Consider the following 17,602-nt stretch of genomic DNA (forward strand, 5'->3'; position numbering starts at 1 on the left):
TTAATAAATGAGAAACAGTGATATAGTCATCAGGACAACAGCAAAGATTTTTTCTTTAGGAACAGGAGCGGCCCGGCTTCCAAGCCAACCTCTCGATTCAATCAGCAGACTCATGAGAAGCTGCCCAACAATGACACTGATCATGGCCGCGCCGACACCTACAACGGGGATGGCAAAAATTAAAACCGTCAGATAGATGATACCCAGCAGTCCACCGGTCATCTGCCACCGGGGTGCTTCGGCTGCGGCAGAAAGTCTTCCTTTACCAAAAAAGAGTACAATAAGTCCAAGAATGATGGAGCCGGCGGCGAAATTATAAAAGCTGCTTTCCAGCTTTCCGATGGTTTGTCCCAGTTCTCCATAAACAGCTCCTTCGATACTGAGGGAAATGCCTGCCATCAGAGCAATGAAATAAATCCAGATTTTCATAGGAAAAGTTCCTCCTTTGAACTCATATCTACATATCTAAAATTATCGATATATAGGTGGTAAAAAAAGAGCTTACAGCTCTCTTTTTATAAATTCCGCGACTTCCTCAATTTTTTCCTCACGTCTCCGGTAATAGGTCCATTTGCCATGGCGTTCGGATTCCAGCAGGCCGGCATGCTGCATCATTGCCAGGTAGTGGGATACGGTTGACTGCGAAAGGGCGGCTTTTTCCTGAATATCTCCGACGCAGACGCCGCCTTTTTCATTGATGTTCTTAGATAGATGAGCGGTCGGCTTATCAAAGTGTTTTTCAGGATTTTTCAACCACATTAGCATATCCAATCTTGTCTGGTTGGCTAATACTTTGAAGATATCGATGTAATTTTTCATAGGCCTATATTAATCGAGGATTATCGATATGTCAACGACCGTGCCTTTCAACGGTTCTCTTATCATAGAGAAGTGGCATGTTTCTATTTCTTCTACATACCCTACTAGTAACAAGACTAGACGAGGAGTGATCACAAATGGGTTTCACATATGGGAAAACAGAACTGATCCACGAGCTGCAGGAGCTTTTTGCAAGGCATAACGTTCGTTCCGTTGAGGTGAAAGAACCGGGAACCTTATTTTTAGTAGAGGCCGATGGCTCCCTTTCCATCGGTGTGAGGGCCGCCATCACGTCATTTGAAGAGAAACCAGGCGCCAAAGGCAGTCGGTTTAAAGTGATCCAGGGGAAGAAAAAAACCTGAACCCAGTTATGAAAGGGGTTCAGGTTTCTTTTTATTTGGCTTTTTTCCAATAGGCTGCTTCCTTACTTGAACGGAGAGGTGGGAATGTATCACCGCTGCTGAGTTCGATATGTTTTTCATCTTCTGTAACGTTATTGTTCTTGCGGCCATCGGCTAAACCATCAAATTCATACGTACCTGCTTCCGGAGCTTTTTCGCCTGTCTTATAACGATCTGCCATGTGTATACATCCTTTCCATTTAATGATTTCCTGTGCGCACATTAGCTCTATAGCCGGGTTTTCTTCCTGTTAAACCAACTTGGATAAAAATGGGTATTATGTCGTATGTGCATCTCTGAGTGCGTGATGATTGACATATTCAACGAAGACGATTAGTATGATGATTGTTATATAGTATGTATAGCAACATTATGAATTCAAATTAAATAGGCAGAAGGCCTGAATAGATGCTGGAGGGATTTTTAATGACAAAAGTATTGTTTGTTAAAGCGAATTCTAGACCAATTGAACAATCCGTGAGTGTGAAGCTGTATCACACGTTCCTGGACCATTATAAAGAGAATCATCCGGATCACGAAATTGAAGAGCTGGATCTGTTTGAAGAAAATCTCGGGTACTACAATACCGATAAAATCAACGGTATGTTCAAACTGTCCCAAGGGATGGAACTGACTCCGAACGAAGAAGCCGCCACGAAGACGGTCAATGGGTATTTAAACCAGTTCCTGGAAGCGGACAAAGTGGTTTTCGCTTTCCCATTGTGGAACTTTACGATACCGGCTGTTCTTCACACGTACTTTGATTATCTGGCTCAGGCAGGTAAAACGTTCCGTTATACAGCGGAAGGACCTGTTGGGCTGCTTCCTGATAAAAAAGTGGCTGTGTTGAACGCCCGAGGCGGTGTTTATTCTGAAGGACCGGCGCAATCGGCAGAGATGGCGGTCAATTACGTGGAAAACATTCTTGGTTTCTGGGGCATTTCAGACATTACGACGCTCGTCATTGAAGGGCATAACCAATTCCCGGACAAGGCGGAAAGCATCATTGAAGAAGGGCTGGAGAAAGCAGAAAAAGTGGCTGTCTCCTTTTAATTCTCCCACGCATCCCATAAATTGGGGTGCGTTTTTTTAAGCATAATGGTTGCTAAAGATGAGGATAACCTCTAATCTTAGCGTAGACTTTTTAAAAGGGAGGGTACACCATGAATATCCAGAAAGGAATTCATATCAGCGGCATTCTTCAGTTGAATGAATTTAAGCAGTGCCACGCTTTTCATTTTAAACGGATGAAGATATGGACGCTGTTCAGCACATTGGTACTGTTTACCGTTTTGTTTTATGGATCCGTAGAAGGAGCCTGGTGGCAGAAGGGACTGGTCTCTATGGGATATGCTTTGATCCCGGCTGCTTTTGTCTTCCTGATCATGATGTTTGTCCTCCATCTCCGCTCTACAGGTGTTTACAAAGCTGATTATTATGCCAAAAATGCATGGACCTATACCATTGATGATAGAGGGATTACCGAAAAGATTAAAAAACAGAGCCACTGCTATTTATGGAAAGAAATTGCGACGTTGAATGAAGTCTCCACAATGTTTGTTCTTTATACAAAGGATAAGCAGACCATCATTCTGCCGAAGCGCTATTTCGCTTCCGAAGAACAGCAGCAGGAATTTAAGGAACTCGCAGCTCATCATCTCAGCAAACAGCCCTATAAACGCTGGATTCCAGCTTCTACGTAAACGCAGAGCCTTTGCTCTGCGTTTTTTTATAGTAATGGATGGCCTGTTTGTTGAAAAACGTGTAGAGGGTGGAACATCTGTATACATTCGAGGGATATTCCGTAAGCTCCTGGTTCCTGTGCTAAACTGGAGAAAGCAGGAAAACAGGGAGGAGTTGAAAGAGATGGAGGAAATCCGCAACATTTATTGTGTAGGGCGCAATTATAAAAAGCATGCAGAAGAGCTTGGCAATCAGGTGCCGTCCGAGCCGCTCATTTTTATGAAGCCGACCCACGCGTTACATACAACGGAGGGAGAAATCCACCTTCCATTTGAGCAGGGGGAGATCCACTTTGAAGGAGAGCTGGTTGTAAAAATGAGAGAGGACTACCATCCAGATAAACCGCTCGATGCTATGCTCGACGGCATCGCCCTCGGCATTGATTTCACAGCGAGGGATGTACAGTCGAAACTGAAGGAAAAAGGGCATCCGTGGACAATGGCGAAAGGCTTTCCTGGATCAGCTGTAGTCAGCCGGTTTGTGCCTTTCCCAGGGGAAGAGGCGTTTCGTAAGGCGGCCTTCTCCCTTTTTAAAAACGGAAGAATCGTTCAGAATGGGGAGCCGGAACGAATGATTTTTTCCCTGCGGGAGCTTATTGACGTGATTGGAGGTCGTCTCGGGCTCGGCAGGGGAGATATCATTTTCACGGGTACACCAGAAGGGGTGGGGCCTGCTGCACGTGGGGATGTTTTCACATTTGAGATGGAGTCCGGCAGTCAATCGTATGCTTTCGGACCCCTTCATATCCAGTAAAGAACAGAGAAAAGTATAGGTCTTTTCTGGGAGCGACCCCCTTTTATATGAAAAGAATCTCTTGGACATGTTCTTACATACATGGGAAACAAGAAGAAAAAGAAACGATCAAAAAAGCTGCCGATAAATTTCTCGACAGCTTGGAAAGCGGAGCCATAAGGCTCCGCTTATTTTTATTCGTTCATTGAATCTGCTTTCCTGTCCAATCCCTCAGTCGCATTGGATTTGGTTTAGTTTTTCCGTCAACTTCATATTTTCACCGTAATCGACAGGGCAGTCAATCAGTACAGGCCTGTTTAAAGAAATGGCATGTTTAAGGGTTTCTGTAAGAGCATCACCTTTCTCTACTGTTAGAGACTCAAAACCGAATGCTTCTGCCAGTTTGGAGAAATCCGGGTTTCCGAAACCGATATGGGAAGAGCGGTCGAATTTCTTCTTCTGATGCCATTCAATCAATCCGTAGCCTTCATCACGCCATAACAGAATGATGATAGGGAGCTGGAGTCTAACTGCCGTTTCCATTTCTGCTTCTGTCATCAAAAGAGAGCCATCCCCGCACACGGCCACTACTGTTTTGTCCGGGTGAGCCAGCTTCGCACCGACAGCACCGGGAACAGCTACCCCCATGGAAGCAAGTCCGTTGGAGATGAGACACGTGTTCGGAAGGGCGGCCGGATAGAGGCGGGACATCCACATTTTATGGGCGCCCACGTCGGAAATAACGATGTCCTCATCGTTCAAAGTCCGGCGCAGATCGGAGATGATTTTCTGCGGTTTCAAGGGATAGGAGTCATCATCTTTATGAGCGTTCATATCTTCAAGCATCTGACTGCGCACATGTTCGGCCCATGAAAGGTCCCGTTCCTGACTTGAGAGGGATGTATTCAGCTGAGCCAGGTTTTTACGGATGTCCCCAACGACATTCACCTTGACCGGATAGTGGGAATCGATTTCAGCCGTTGCCGTATCGATATGGAGGACGGGAGTACGGCCGGAAGGGTTCCAGCTTTCCGGAGGAGTCTCTGCCATATCAAAGCCGATCGTGATGATTAAATCAGCTTTGCTGAATCCGCACGTAATGTAATCTGTTCCGCTACCTGCTGCAAAGAGGTTGTGTTCATGTTTCCAAGAGAGTGCTCCTTTGCCCATAAAGGAATGGACAACAGGAATGGAGGCTTTTTCGGCCAACTCTTGGAGTTCTTCAGATGCTCCTGCCCTGGTCACTCCATTTCCGGCTAAGATGAGTGGAAACCGTGCTTCTTTTATGATTTCCGCTGCTTCCTGGATCACGGACGTTTCTGCTACCGGCAGAGTGGAGCGGCTGATTGACAGGGGAGCTCCCTCTACTTCGGTTTCGGCAATATCTTCGGGAAGATCGATGTGGGTCGCGCCCGGTTTTTCCTCCGCTGCCACTTTGTACGCTTTCCGTACGGCCTCCGGAATCATTTCACCTGTTTTGATCTGGGCATTCCATTTGGTCACAGGTTCATAAATATCGACAAGGTCATAGTACTGATGGGACTCTTTATGCTGACGATCAAGGCCCGCCTGACCGGTAATCGCAATCAGTGGGCAGCGGTCCATGTTTGCGTTGGCCACTCCTGTTAATAGATTGGCAGCACCTGGCCCGAGCGTGGCGAGGCAGACACCAGGTTTTCCAGTCAAACGTCCATACGTACTTGCCATAAAAGCGGCACTCGTTTCGTGTCTTGCTGTGACAAATTGAATGGATGAGTCCAAAACAGCATCCATCACATCAATATTTTCTTCCCCCGGCACGCCGAACATGTACTCGACGCCTTCCTTTTCCAAGCATTGAATCAGTAGTTGAGCTGCATTCATCGTCCTATTCCTCCTGTCCTTATTATCTTGTGTAAACGTTCCCTGTGAGCAGAAACTCAAACAAGAACTGGGATCACATTCCAGTTTTGATGAATGTGGAGGGCTGGTAAACCGCGCCATGACAGGTTTTTTAATCCTGTCATGACATCTGTGACAAACATGCGTTTAGATTGTCTTGAGATATGGGTTGTAACCGCTTTATCATAAGGTTACAGAAGAAACACACGAAAGAGACGAGGAGGAAACAAAATGAGTGAAAAGCAGCAAGCTGGTTTCCGTGCCCGGGTACAGAAGTTTGGCAGCTTTCTAAGTAGTATGATCATGCCGAACATCGGCGCATTTATTGCATGGGGACTTATTACCGCTTTATTTATACCAGATGGATGGTTTCCAAACGAAGATTTAGCCGAAATGGTCGGCCCGATGATTACGTATCTCCTTCCATTATTGATCGGTTTCACAGGTGGACGTCTTGTCCACGGTCTGCGCGGAGGAGTGGTCGGTGCGACAGCGACGATGGGGGTTATCGTCGGAGCAGACATTCCGATGTTCCTTGGTGCCATGGTGATTGGTCCATTCAGTGGCCTTGTCATCAAATATGTAGACAAACTGTTTGAAGGAAAAGTGAAATCCGGTTTTGAAATGTTGATCAACAACTTTACGGCCGGTATTGCCGCAGGTATTCTTGCTATCATTGGTTATTATGTGGTCGGTCCGGTAATGGCAGGACTGACAAATATTCTCGGAAGTGCGGTAGAGTTCCTGATTGGTGCCGGACTGCTTCCACTGGTCAACGTCTTTATTGAACCAGCGAAGATTTTGTTCCTGAACAACGCCATCAACCACGGCATCCTGAGTCCGATTGCAGTGGATCAAACGCAGGATCTTGGAAAATCGATTCTCTTCCTGCTTGAGTCCAACCCAGGACCTGGACTTGGTGTCTTGTTAGCCTTTACGATCTTTGGAAAAGGGGTTTCCCGCCAGACAGCACCTGGTGCTGCGATCATCCACTTCTTCGGTGGGATCCATGAAATCTACTTCCCGTACATTCTGTCCAAGCCGGCTCTGCTTCTAGCCGTTATTGCTGGTGGTGTATCAGGTACAGCAACCTTTGCCGCTCTTGGTGTCGGACTGACAGCTACACCGTCTCCGGGTAGTATCATCGCCATCGGGACGTTGACAGCACGTGGAGATCTGCTGGGAGTAATTGCAGGTGTATTGATTGCCGCTCTTGCTTCCTTCCTTGTCGCTTCCTTGATTCTGAAGCTGAGCAAGAAAGAGGAGGAAGACGATTTGAACCAGGCGACTGCGCAGATGGAACAGATGAAAGGGAAGAAGAGTTCTGTTTCCGGCCAGTTGACGAAGGACGAAGAAGCAAATGAAGCTTTTACAGAGGAAGCTCCTTCTGGAAATACAGAAGAAGTTCCATCTGTACGTGAAGGGGATATTGACCGGATCATCTTTGCCTGTGACGCCGGCATGGGATCCAGTGCAATGGGAGCTTCCCTTCTTAAGAACAAATTCAAAAAAGCAGGAATTAACATTGATGTGACAAACATGGCAATCAATGACCTGCCATCGGATGTGGATATCGTCATCACGCACAAAGATTTGACAGAACGCGCCATGCAGCGTGTTCCGGGAGCGCACCACATTTCCGTGGATAACTTCCTGAACAGCCCGCGCTATGATGAGCTTGTCAATGAACTGCAAAATGATGAGAAGCCTGAAGAATCCCAGGAAAAAGCGCAGCCTGCGCCATCTGGAAATACCGGAGAAGTCCCAGCCGTGGATGAAAAGGAAATTGACCGGATCATCTTCGCCTGTGACGCCGGTATGGGGTCCAGTGCAATGGGAGCTTCCCTTCTTAAGAACAAATTCAAAAAAGCAGGGATTAACATTGATGTGACAAACATGGCGATCAATGACCTGCCATCGGATGTGGATATCGTCATCACACACAAAGATTTGACGGAGCGTGCGATGCAGCGTGTACCAGGAGCCCACCACATTTCCGTGGACAACTTCCTGAACAGCCCGCGCTATGATGAATTGGTCAATGAATTGAAAGAAGACGAATAAGCACGAAAAAAAGGAAGCCCATGAGGCTTCCTTTTTTGTTTGGTCAAAATATATTATATCTCGTGCCTTCATGTGATAGACCATTTCCGTCCTACCGCAGGCATTCACCGATAAGCGGCAAGCGCCTGATCCAACTGTCGGAGTTTTGGGAGAATGTTTTCTTTTTTAATTTTGTCACAGCCATCGTGACGAGAGTGGGTTTACTTTCTGTTGAAAACCCTTACGAACCTGGCTAAGATGGAAATATAGCAAATAAACTAATTAAATGTTGTCAATGAGGGAGGTGAGGCAGATGTATGTGACAGCCCGCGAAAGAAAGATTTTAGAGCAGCTTTTTTCAGAGCAAGAGACCGTGACGATCAAACAGGTGGCTGAGGATCTCGGTATAAGCACCAGAACCGTCCATCGTGACTTAAAGGGAATTGAAAGTGTTCTTGAGGAGTACGGGCTCCGTTTATCCAAACAATCTGGAGGATTACTTATTCTTGAAGGCCCATTTGAAAACAGGCAGCAGTTTAAACGGGAACTGCATCAGCAGGAAACGGTCGACTATACGCCTGAAGAACGTCAGGTGCTCATTTTATCCAAACTGCTGGAATCAAGAGAGCCTGTAAAATTGTCCGCGCTGGCCACTGACCTTGGAGTGACGGTGGCAACCGCCAGTCATGATTTAGATAAAGTGGAAAGCTATTTAGCGGATTTTGAATTGACGCTCGTCCGCAGGCGGGGCTATGGAGTGGAAGTGAGCGGCCCTGAATCGGGTATCCGTAAAGCCATCAGTTCGCTGCTTATGAAGCATTTGAATGAACTGGATTTGTTTTCGCTCCTTCAGCAGAATATGCAGGCCGATAAAAAGCCGGTATCCTCTATATCCGGTCAGCTGCTGGATTTTGTGCAGCCGGACAAGCTGACTCGAATTGAAACCCATGTGGAACAATTGAGGAATAACCTGCATTACCCGCTGGCAGACAGCGCCTATATCGCTCTCGTTATCCACCTTGGTCTTGCGATCGAGCGGATTCAATACGGAGAAATGATTCATATGGAAGAAGAACAGTTGGATAAGCTTCGTCATTCCAAAGAGTTCGGATTTGCGAGGGAGCTGACACGGTTGCTGGCGGATGCGTTTCAACTGGACATTCCGGAAGCGGAGACAGGTTTCATTACGATGCACTTGATGGGAGCCAAAGCGCGTTACGACCGTCATTCTGTACTTGAGGAGTCAAGTATGAGCATTGCTGTACAAACGAAACAGCTGATTACAGAAGTTACAAATCGAACCGGCATCCATTTTCACGAGTCCGACCGCCTGCTGCATGACCTTGTAGCTCACTTGAAGCCGAGCTTATACAGGCTGAAGCACCAAATGGGGATTGAGAATACGTTTACCGAACAGATGGTGGAAGATTACCCGGAGCTTTTCGTCCATATCGAAGAAAGTCTTGCTGAAGTTTTTCCTGATCTTTACTTTCCGAAAGAAGAAGTGGCCTTTGTTGTCATGCATTTCGCCTCCGCTCTCTTAAAGCTGGAAGGCAGAAGGGGACTGGATGTCCTTGTTGTCTGCTCAAGCGGAATCGGGACGGCTAAGATCCTCGCCGCTAAGCTTCAAAAGCGGTTCAATGAAATCGAATCCGTTGAGCATCGCTCGCTTTTTGAATTGAAGGATATGATGAAGGAAGATTATGACCTGATCGTTTCTACGATTGAGCTTCCGGATATAGACGATTATGTAAGGGTAAGTCCTGTTCTGCCGCAGAAGGATGTTCATAAGCTGGAGCACACCATCCGTCGTATCCAGGTGTTTCGTCATTTGAAAGAAGCGAAAAAGGATCCGAAACCCTCGGTGACCCGGGTGGACTTCCGACAGGTGAAACACAGGCTGAAAAGCTGGAGGAGCTTTGCCGATGTGATTGATCATCTGCTGAACAGGCTCCGCGTCCTGGAGGCAGATGGTTATGGTATGCCCCGTGTATTGACAGCGATGACGGAACGCCTGGCCGCAGACGGTTTCATTCCAAACGGTCCTGATGTTCTTGAAGCCTTGCTGGATCGGGAGCAGAAAGGCGGGCTCGCCATCCCCGGCACAGCTCTTGCATTGTACCATACACGCAGTGAGTCGGTGAAAGAGCCTTCCTTTACAATCCACTTCACTCATGAGCCGGTGAAGGCTGTCGATATGGGTGGGGAACCCGCTGACGTACACACCATTCTGCTTATGCTCGCACCGGCGGATATGAGCAGAGAGGGTCTCGAAACATTGAGTTACTTAAGTTCGCTGATTGTTGAGGAGGAAGAATGTGTGGCTGTTCTGGAATCCAGAGAGGAAGACACCATCGTCAATTACCTCAGCACAAAGCTTTATGAATATTTACAAACTAAACAATAAGAGGAGAATGAATCATGTCTAACAACATTTTGACAAAAGAAAACATTGAACTGAACCAAACACTGGCGACAAAGGAAGAAGCGATCCGTTATGTAGGCGGTATTTTAAATGGCCAGGGGTATGTAGAGGCGTCCTATATTGATGAAATGCTGAAACGTGAAGAGCTGACTTCCACTTACATGGGTAACTTTGTAGCGATCCCCCATGGTACGGAGGATGCGAAGAAAGTGGTACTTGAAACAGGCATCAGTGTGGTGACGGTACCAGAAGGGGTGGATTTCGGAGGCGGAAACATCGTGAAGCTGTTGATCGGTATTGCTGGTAAAGGCGATGAGCACCTTGAAATTCTTTCTCAAATTGCGATTGTATGTTCGGAAGAAGAAAACGTACAAAAGTTAATTGAAGCGGAAAGCAAGGAAGAAGTCATTCAAATGTTCAGCGAGGTGGAATAACATGAAGGCCGTTCATTTTGGAGCAGGAAACATCGGCAGAGGATTTATCGGAGCTCTGCTGGACCAGTCAGGATTTGAAACGATTTTCGTCGATGTCAATGAAACGCTGATCAATCAGTTGAATGAACGCCGGAGTTACACGGTGGAGCTTGCCGGATCAGCTGAATCCCTGGAAGTGCAACACGTTTCCGGTTTGAACAGTATCCAGCAGGAAGCGGCCGTTATTGAAGCGATTGCTGAAGCGGATCTGGTTACGACAGCGGTCGGCCCCCACATTCTCTCTGTCATCTCAGGCCTCTTAGCTAAAGGCTTGAAGCAGCGCAGCCAGAACAACGGTGGTCCCGTAAATGTGATCGCCTGTGAGAACATGATTGGTGGTAGTGAATCATTAAAAGCCTCGGTTTTGGAGCATCTAGAGGGGGATGAAGCGGACGCTGTTCTTGCGGAAACAGGTTTCCCGAACGCAGCGGTCGACCGTATCGTTCCTGATCAGGCCAACGAAGATCCGCTTGCCGTCAAGGTAGAACCCTACTATGAGTGGGTTGTGGAAACGCCGGCAATCAAAGGAGATCGTCCAGCGGTCGAAGGCATTACGTATGTGAGTGATCTAACGCCGTATATTGAACGGAAATTGTTCACCGTTAACACAGGGCATGCGGTTCCTGCTTATCTCGGCTATTATTATGGTCATAAGACGATTATGGAAGCGATGAATGATCCAAAAGTGAAGGATGTTCTTCGTGGTACGCTCGCTGAAACAGGGGCCGTTCTCATAGAGAAGTACGGTTTTGACAAAGAAACACATCAAGCATATGCCGATAAAATCATCGAGCGCTTCGAAAACCCGGATCTATCTGATGAAGTGACCCGCGTCGGGCGTGCGCCGAAAAGGAAGCTTGGACCGAAAGACCGTTTGATTCGTCCAGCCTTTGAGTATGCTGAACGTATGAACGAAGAGCCGTCCCACCTGGCAGAAGTCATTGCTGCGGCCCTCTTGTATGATTATAAGGAGGATCCGGAAGCAGCTGAAATCCAGGAAGAATTGAAAAACGAAGGACTTCAAGCCACATTGGTCCGCGTGTCAGGTCTGGACGCCGGTCATCCGCTCGTCCAGCTCGTAGAACAGAAATACAATCAAATGAAAGCATAAAACCAACCCCCGTCCAGTACGTAAGCCTGGCGGGGGTTTTCCTTATATCCGGTCCCTGCGCTCCTCATCAGTAATGAGCGGGCAGGTCGGACAGCATTTGCTTTTATCCGCATCATGGAGCATATATTTCATGCAGCAGTGACGGCGGACATAGGTTTGTTTTCCCTCTTCAGAGGTGTACCAGCGGAATTTGAAGTAGAGCGGATTGCGCTCATTTTCATGGAATAGCTCGTTTGATGTGAACCAACGGAAGACCTTTTCCAACTGGTCCGGATCCACCCCTTCTTTTTCAAGCGCACACATGCGTTGATGCAGGTTGTGGGAAACGATGGAACGCATATGGGCCGCCTTGCACTTGGAAACGTGGGCGGCTGTCTGGAACAAAGGCTGCAGATGATGTACGATGAACGTACGAATCTGTGCTTTCACATACGCCTCGGATACATCTGCGACTTTATGGACGCAGTCTTCCGCAAGGATGTAATTCATGACGTTCTTTTCTTTCTGTTGAATCCCATAATGCTCCGGATGTCCATCAAACAAAATGCCATGACGGACGATGGATTCAAACAGGCCCATCGTAAGAACCGAGTACATTTTTCCAAATAACAGCCCGGCAACAGACAGATTCGGGGCTTCAAGATTGTCCGCCTGAGCGGTCAACAGACACTCAAGGTTTTCTTTATTTTCAATCAGGTCGGTGACGTTATGTGAGACATGTCCGGCATGCCGGCTCCCGATATAGATGCGATGGTTTTTTTGAATATTTTGGAATGCAGTCTTCATAAATATGACTCCTACATGTGATTTTATAGTGATAATCATTATCAAGTATAAAATATTTTCTGTCTTTGGACAACAGGTAGAGCATAACCAGAGGGGGGAGAAGAGTATTCTAACGTTACAGGCAGTATGGGGAGATTATTCCCTATTGTTTGAGGGAATAGACCCCGGTACATAAAATGAACCCCGGCAAGAGGTGACAGAAATGAAAGAAATGCGTAAACTTCAACATCAAGAAAAAGCGTCGTTATCTGTGCTCCATCAGCTTCTTCAAGCCATCATACGTGAGCATGTTTTTGCTTATGAATGGAAGAATGGGGACAGAGAAATCCGCTTGAAAGCCAACAGAGGAATAATCCATGTGATCGTGGAAAAAACATACATGCTCGGCCAATTAGATATCAGCCGTGTCTTTCATATAGACGATAAGGGGGCGGAGTCTGCGGTCACAACGCCGGAACAGCTGCTGGATTTCCTGTATGCCCCTGATGAAAAAGAGTCCGTCCAGCGGTTTTATGATGAAATGGTCAACAGTGCTTCCAACTATGCCCTGGCCCTTGAGGCGGCATCTGTCAGGAAAGCGACAGCCGTTAAAGAAGCCCGCAGAAGGGGAGCGGAAACGATGCTTTCCTATGTGGAACATAAAAAACGGGCGGATGCTTCTTTCAGTCCACTCGTCTATTTTGAACAGTGGGTCATTCAGGGGCATACGATCCATCCCGGATCACGCACACGAATGGGTTTGAGTACGGAGGACATCCGCACGTTTGCGCCGGAATGGGCGGGGAAGCCAGGTGTCATTCCGGCAGCGGTACATAAAGACGTCGTGCGGCAGACGACGATGGGAGGGGAAACAGCTTCATCCATTTTATTCAAAGAATATCAAGGACTGGAGCATGCTTTTGAAGCGGCCTGCAGACAGAAGGAAGTCAACAGGGAGGACTATGAACTTCTTCCTGTCCATCCGTGGCAGTGGGAGCATACGATAGAACCGGACTATAAGGAAGAACTGGACAGCGGTCTGGTATTTCCGGTCCCAGCGTACACCCTGCCTATGACAGCCTTGATTTCTTTTCGCACCCTTGCTCCCGAAGGAAGCGTCACCCGTCATCATATAAAAACGGCTGTGAACGTACAAATGACGAGTGCAGTCAGGACCGTGTCCGCCGCTTCAACAAAGAACGGTCCTGCCTTATCCCGTCTTTTTGAAACCTTGTTAAGTCAGGACCGCGATTTGGCCGGACGGCTGTCTGCGATGAAGGAACCCGCCGGTCTATATTATGAACCCAAAGGTCTGTTATCTGCTGATGTCAGACATGAAAAGCAGAAGAATCTGGCAGCCATTCTTCGGGAAAATCCGGAACAGAATCTGAATGAAGACGAAGTCGCTGTCCCGGCGGCTGCTCTTGTGGCTGACTCCCCAATCAGCGGTATGTTAATTGCCCGGGAAATGATGGAGTCGATGGAACATTCAACGGCAGCGTCGTTTATCAAAGCCTATGCAGAGGCTGTCCTCCCTCCCATTCTGACGCTTTTGACGAAATATGGTATTGCAATGGAAGCGCATCTGCAGAATTGTGTGGTCGTCTTCTCAAAAGGACGGCCTGAGCGTATCATTTTGAGAGATTATGGCGGTATCCGGATAATGAGCGGGCGGCTCGAACGCTTCTTTGATCAACTGCCGATTGATCCGGCTACGAACCTGCTGACCGAGCAACCGGATGATCTCCTGCATGTCTTTTCTCATGCACTGCTTCATAATCACTTCGGCGAAATCATTACGGCTCTCGCAAGATCTCTTGGCTGTGGAGAGGATGAGATGTGGGAGGAAGTCCGAAGGGTTATTCATGATCAATATGAAGAGTTGAGGAAGCTTCCTTCCATTCAACAAGATGCGGAAGAAGACGAGAGGGCCTTATGTTCCGGCCCGTCTAAGATGAAAGCCCTCGTTCAAATGAGACTCACAGATCAATATACAGACTATCGTTATGTGGATGCTCCCAATCCACTGACAAAGGAGGTGACGAAGAAATGATTCCTACAGAACTTCACACGATGCCCCGACCGATTTTTGAAGAGGAGAAGTGTCTGGAGTTCCTGACCACCTCGTATCCGGAACTCGTACCCTATTTCCATAAACATAGAAACAACGGGAGAAAGGGAATTCTGCATAAACTGGCCGATTCGATTCTTCGCGAGAACATTCAGGGGATGTATCAAACCGCCCGGAAGATTGAAGTGGAGCGTGGGACGCTGCTGGCAGATGGAGTCCCCGTCTCGGAAGAGCGTCTGTATAAGGGGCTGAAAAACCATCCTCTCGAAGAAGGCAGGGACTATTTGTTCATCTGCCGGGGTGACTATGGTGTCTTATTTCCGATCCGCCGGGTTTCGGCCTTCCAAATGATTGAAACAGCAGAGGGGATCCTGTTTGTCTCCAGCGAAGGCTGCCGGCGTGTGGAATCAGCGGCTGACCTTCTTCATCTATTATTTTCCGTGGAGGATTTTCCGAACCTCTTCCCATTTACACGGGAACTGAATAATGGAACGGCGAATTTAACAATGGCTCTTGCTTTTGATGAGGTATGGAAGGATGGAGTGAAGAAGGAAGCCTATAATCTTGGAGCGGATACACTTTTTTCTTATCTGGCCTTTAAAAAAAGAGGGTCCGGATTTTCACCAGGGTTGTTTTTCGAACAACTTGTCGTCGAGGGGCATCATTTACATCCGGGAGCTAAGACGAAACTCGGTCTTTCCTATCCGGATGTGCTCCGGTTTTCACCTGAATTTCATCAGCCGTTTATCATCCGGTTTGCAGCTGTGAAGCGGAGTGCGCTTGTTATGACAGAGACCGGTCTGGAGAAGTATTTTACGGATCAGACATCGGCTGCCCGCCGGGAGCTTTCAGATAAAGGGTATGACGCGGAGGAGTATGAGATGATCCCTGTCCATCCGTGGCAGATGGAAAACGCTCTACCTGTTATTTATGAAGAGGAGATAAAAAGCGGGATGGTTGTTCTATTAGATCAGCCATACTTGGATGCAGAAGCTACCTCATCCTTTCGAACTGTGGCCCCGAAAGGGAATCAACCGGTCATAAAATTGGCGGTCAACAGTCAGATGACATCCACAATCCGGTCGATTTCGATGCAGACGGCTATGAATTCCACGGTTTTCTCCCGTCTGATCAAGGACATTTACGAAAAAGAATCAGATATGGAGAGCTTCGTTCCTCTGATGGAGCTTTCCGGTGCGGCCTTCCAATCGGACGACCGCCTTAAAAGCAGGAATTTAACAATGCTGCTGCGGGAAGACATCGACCATCATTTGGAGGATGGGGAATGGGCGGTGGCTGGAATGGCCCTCTATGCCGAATCTCCGATCAGCGGCCGGACCGTTTTGAGAGATATAATCGAAGAACTGAGCCGCTGTGAAAACCTTACGATAGCAGAAGCATCGGAAAGCTTTTTCAAGACCTATGTTGAGAAAGTTCTTCCTGGATATTTGAAACTGATGGTGAAATACGGCATCGCCCTGGAGGGGCATTTGCAGAACAGTATTCCCGTCTTTAAAAACGGCCGTCTTTCCCGTTTCTTCTTTCGTGACTGGGGCGGATCGCGTATTTGTACAGACCGTCTCCGCAGCCGCGGTCATACCCCGGCGTTTGCCGCTGATTCTGTCAGTGTAACGAACAACTTGTCCGACATGCACCATAAGCTGTATTACACGGTCTTCCAAAATCACCTCGGGGAAATCATCCGCCAGCTGAGTGAGTGGACAAATGCCGGAGAGCCGTGGTTCTGGGACGTTGTGAAACAGCAGTGTGAACAGATATTGGACGATTTGGCAGTTGATGAAGCATCGGAGAAGGCTGTGAAGGAAGATCGTGATTTCCTCTATCAGCCTGTGGTCATGCACAAATCGTTGACAAAAATGCGTCTTACGAACAGTCAAGGGTATGGATACAATGAAGTGCCGAATCCGTTGGGGCATCAGGTTGTGGAGGAATAAGGAATGGATATCGAGAAGATCATCAATGAAAAGCATCAAGGAAAAGATCCCATCTGTGCGTATGTCTATGACTTACAGCAGCTGAAAAGCCATGCGGAATCACTGAAGTCGAGCCTGCCGGATTTTTGTGACCTGTATTATGCTGTAAAAGCCAACCCGGACCCTCATATTTTAGCAGCGCTTACTCCTATCGTAGACGGTTTTGACACGGCATCAGAGGAGGAGATGAATAAAGCAGGGGGAGATCGGCCGCTTCTTTTCGGTGCGCCTGCAAAGAAAGACAGGGAAATCGCAGCCGCTGTAGAAAAAGGGGTGCGTTACATCAATGTAGAAAGCCTCCATGATCTTTACCGGATCAATGAAGCGGCAGGAAAAGCTGGGAAAGTCATGCCTGTCCTGTTGCGTGTCAACCTTCGGAAGGATGTGCCGGAAAGTCATCATATGATGTCTGGAACACCCACCCAGTTCGGTATCGATGAATATCAAATGCCGGATATCCTGAATGCCGCAGCCGGACTGGATCATATTCATGTGAAGGGGTTTCATTTTCATGCTATGTCCAACAACCTCGATGCGGACAAGCACGTCGCTTTTACCGGTCTCTGCATCCAGAAAGCTAAGGACTGGGCCAGTGCGTTCCACCTGGATCTGGAAACTGTCGATGTCGGGGGAGGCATCGGTATCAATTACTGGGACCCGGACACACCTTTTGACTGGATGACGTTCGTTGAAGGTATCCAACAATTGGAGAAAGAAGTCGGGGACATGACAGTGATTTTGGAACTGGGACGCTATATGACAGCCGGATGTGGTTATTATGTAACAGAGGTTCTGGACGTGAAGGAAAACCATGAGCAGGCCTTTGCCCTTGTCCGCGGCGGCTCTCATCATCTACGTCTGCCGGCGGCGTGGAAAATGAGTCATCCGTTCCAGGTCATTCCTGTAGATAGGTGGGAGAAAAACTGGCCGCGTCCGGGTGTTTTAAATCAGGATGTAACAATTACTGGAGAACTATGTACGCCGAATGACGTCCTCGTCCGCGGGGAGCAGGTGGATAAGCTTCGTGCCGGAGACCTCGTTGTTTTTGAATATGCCGGAGCTTATGCCTGGACGATTTCACACCATGACTTTTTAAGTCATCCTAAACCTCAGATGATTTATTTGAATGAATAATGTAAGCCGT

General features: G+C 47.7%; 16 protein-coding genes. 11 read left to right on the forward strand and 5 right to left on the reverse strand.

What is annotated here, in order from left to right; translation table 11 throughout:
- Both ACXAD6_RS05340 and ACXAD6_RS05345 read right to left on the reverse strand, forming a co-directional pair.
- Positions 1-429 carry a DMT family transporter gene (locus tag ACXAD6_RS05340; RefSeq protein WP_474967961.1) on the reverse strand — a complete coding sequence of 143 codons (429 nt, stop codon included), beginning with the start codon at positions 427-429 and terminating at the stop codon, positions 1-3.
- Between the two features lie 72 nt (positions 430-501).
- Complete coding sequence (locus ACXAD6_RS05345; protein ID WP_474967962.1) at positions 502-819, reverse strand: ArsR/SmtB family transcription factor; 318 nt, start codon at positions 817-819, stop codon at positions 502-504.
- Positions 820-956: 137 nt separating this feature from the next.
- Between ACXAD6_RS05345 and ACXAD6_RS05350 the strand changes: the two genes are divergently transcribed.
- Positions 957-1,181: a hypothetical protein gene (locus ACXAD6_RS05350; protein WP_474967963.1), complete on the forward strand. Its 225-nt coding sequence runs from the start codon at positions 957-959 to the stop codon at positions 1,179-1,181.
- Between the two features lie 31 nt (positions 1,182-1,212).
- On the opposite strand, the gene ACXAD6_RS05355 is transcribed toward ACXAD6_RS05350, so the two are convergent.
- Positions 1,213-1,401, reverse strand: a complete 189-nt coding sequence (locus tag ACXAD6_RS05355; protein WP_474967964.1) for a YjzC family protein — start codon at positions 1,399-1,401, stop codon at positions 1,213-1,215.
- Positions 1,402-1,646: 245 nt separating this feature from the next.
- On the opposite strand from ACXAD6_RS05355, the gene ACXAD6_RS05360 reads away from it, so the two are divergent.
- From ACXAD6_RS05360 to ACXAD6_RS05370, 3 genes are all read left to right on the forward strand, one after another.
- Positions 1,647-2,273 (forward strand): FMN-dependent NADH-azoreductase, encoded by a 627-nt coding sequence (locus ACXAD6_RS05360; protein WP_474967965.1) that lies wholly within the window; start codon positions 1,647-1,649, stop codon positions 2,271-2,273.
- A gap of 110 nt (positions 2,274-2,383) precedes the next feature.
- Positions 2,384-2,923, forward strand: a complete 540-nt coding sequence (locus tag ACXAD6_RS05365; RefSeq protein ID WP_474967966.1) for a YcxB family protein — start codon at positions 2,384-2,386, stop codon at positions 2,921-2,923.
- Between the two features lie 163 nt (positions 2,924-3,086).
- Positions 3,087-3,716 carry a fumarylacetoacetate hydrolase family protein gene (locus tag ACXAD6_RS05370; RefSeq protein WP_474970366.1) on the forward strand — a complete coding sequence of 210 codons (630 nt, stop codon included), beginning with the start codon at positions 3,087-3,089 and terminating at the stop codon, positions 3,714-3,716.
- A gap of 210 nt (positions 3,717-3,926) precedes the next feature.
- Here the strand turns inward: ACXAD6_RS05370 and ACXAD6_RS05375 are convergent, their stop codons facing one another.
- Positions 3,927-5,558: an acetolactate synthase large subunit gene (locus ACXAD6_RS05375; protein ID WP_474967967.1), complete on the reverse strand. Its 1,632-nt coding sequence runs from the start codon at positions 5,556-5,558 to the stop codon at positions 3,927-3,929.
- Between the two features lie 249 nt (positions 5,559-5,807).
- On the opposite strand from ACXAD6_RS05375, the gene ACXAD6_RS05380 reads away from it, so the two are divergent.
- The 4 genes from ACXAD6_RS05380 (at position 5,808) to ACXAD6_RS05395 (ending at position 11,628) form a co-directional block, all read left to right on the forward strand.
- Entirely contained in the window at positions 5,808-7,640 is a 1,833-nt protein-coding gene (locus ACXAD6_RS05380; protein WP_474967968.1) for a PTS mannitol transporter subunit IIBC, read from the forward strand.
- Positions 7,641-7,914: 274 nt separating this feature from the next.
- Entirely contained in the window at positions 7,915-10,026 is a 2,112-nt protein-coding gene (locus ACXAD6_RS05385) for a BglG family transcription antiterminator (protein ID WP_474970367.1), read from the forward strand.
- A gap of 14 nt (positions 10,027-10,040) precedes the next feature.
- Positions 10,041-10,478: a PTS mannitol transporter subunit IIA gene (locus ACXAD6_RS05390; RefSeq protein WP_474967969.1), complete on the forward strand. Its 438-nt coding sequence runs from the start codon at positions 10,041-10,043 to the stop codon at positions 10,476-10,478.
- Position 10,479: 1 nt separating this feature from the next.
- A complete protein-coding gene (locus tag ACXAD6_RS05395; protein WP_474967970.1) occupies positions 10,480-11,628 on the forward strand; it encodes a mannitol-1-phosphate 5-dehydrogenase in 1,149 nt (382 codons plus the stop codon).
- Between the two features lie 42 nt (positions 11,629-11,670).
- Here the strand turns inward: ACXAD6_RS05395 and ACXAD6_RS05400 are convergent, their stop codons facing one another.
- Positions 11,671-12,414 (reverse strand): hypothetical protein, encoded by a 744-nt coding sequence (locus ACXAD6_RS05400; RefSeq protein WP_474967971.1) that lies wholly within the window; start codon positions 12,412-12,414, stop codon positions 11,671-11,673.
- Between the two features lie 202 nt (positions 12,415-12,616).
- On the opposite strand from ACXAD6_RS05400, the gene ACXAD6_RS05405 reads away from it, so the two are divergent.
- The 3 genes from ACXAD6_RS05405 to ACXAD6_RS05415 are packed head-to-tail and all read left to right on the forward strand — an operon-like array spanning position 12,617 to position 17,592.
- Entirely contained in the window at positions 12,617-14,446 is a 1,830-nt protein-coding gene (locus ACXAD6_RS05405; RefSeq protein ID WP_474967972.1) for an IucA/IucC family protein, read from the forward strand.
- A complete protein-coding gene (locus ACXAD6_RS05410) occupies positions 14,443-16,419 on the forward strand; it encodes an IucA/IucC family protein (protein WP_474967973.1) in 1,977 nt (658 codons plus the stop codon). Before ACXAD6_RS05405 ends, ACXAD6_RS05410 begins: the two co-directional genes overlap by 4 nt.
- A 3-nt stretch (positions 16,420-16,422) precedes the next feature.
- Positions 16,423-17,592, forward strand: a complete 1,170-nt coding sequence (locus ACXAD6_RS05415; protein ID WP_474967974.1) for a type III PLP-dependent enzyme — start codon at positions 16,423-16,425, stop codon at positions 17,590-17,592.
- Positions 17,593-17,602 lie beyond the last annotated feature (10 nt).

This window comes from Halobacillus sp. ABH2_015 (assembly GCF_056158945.1).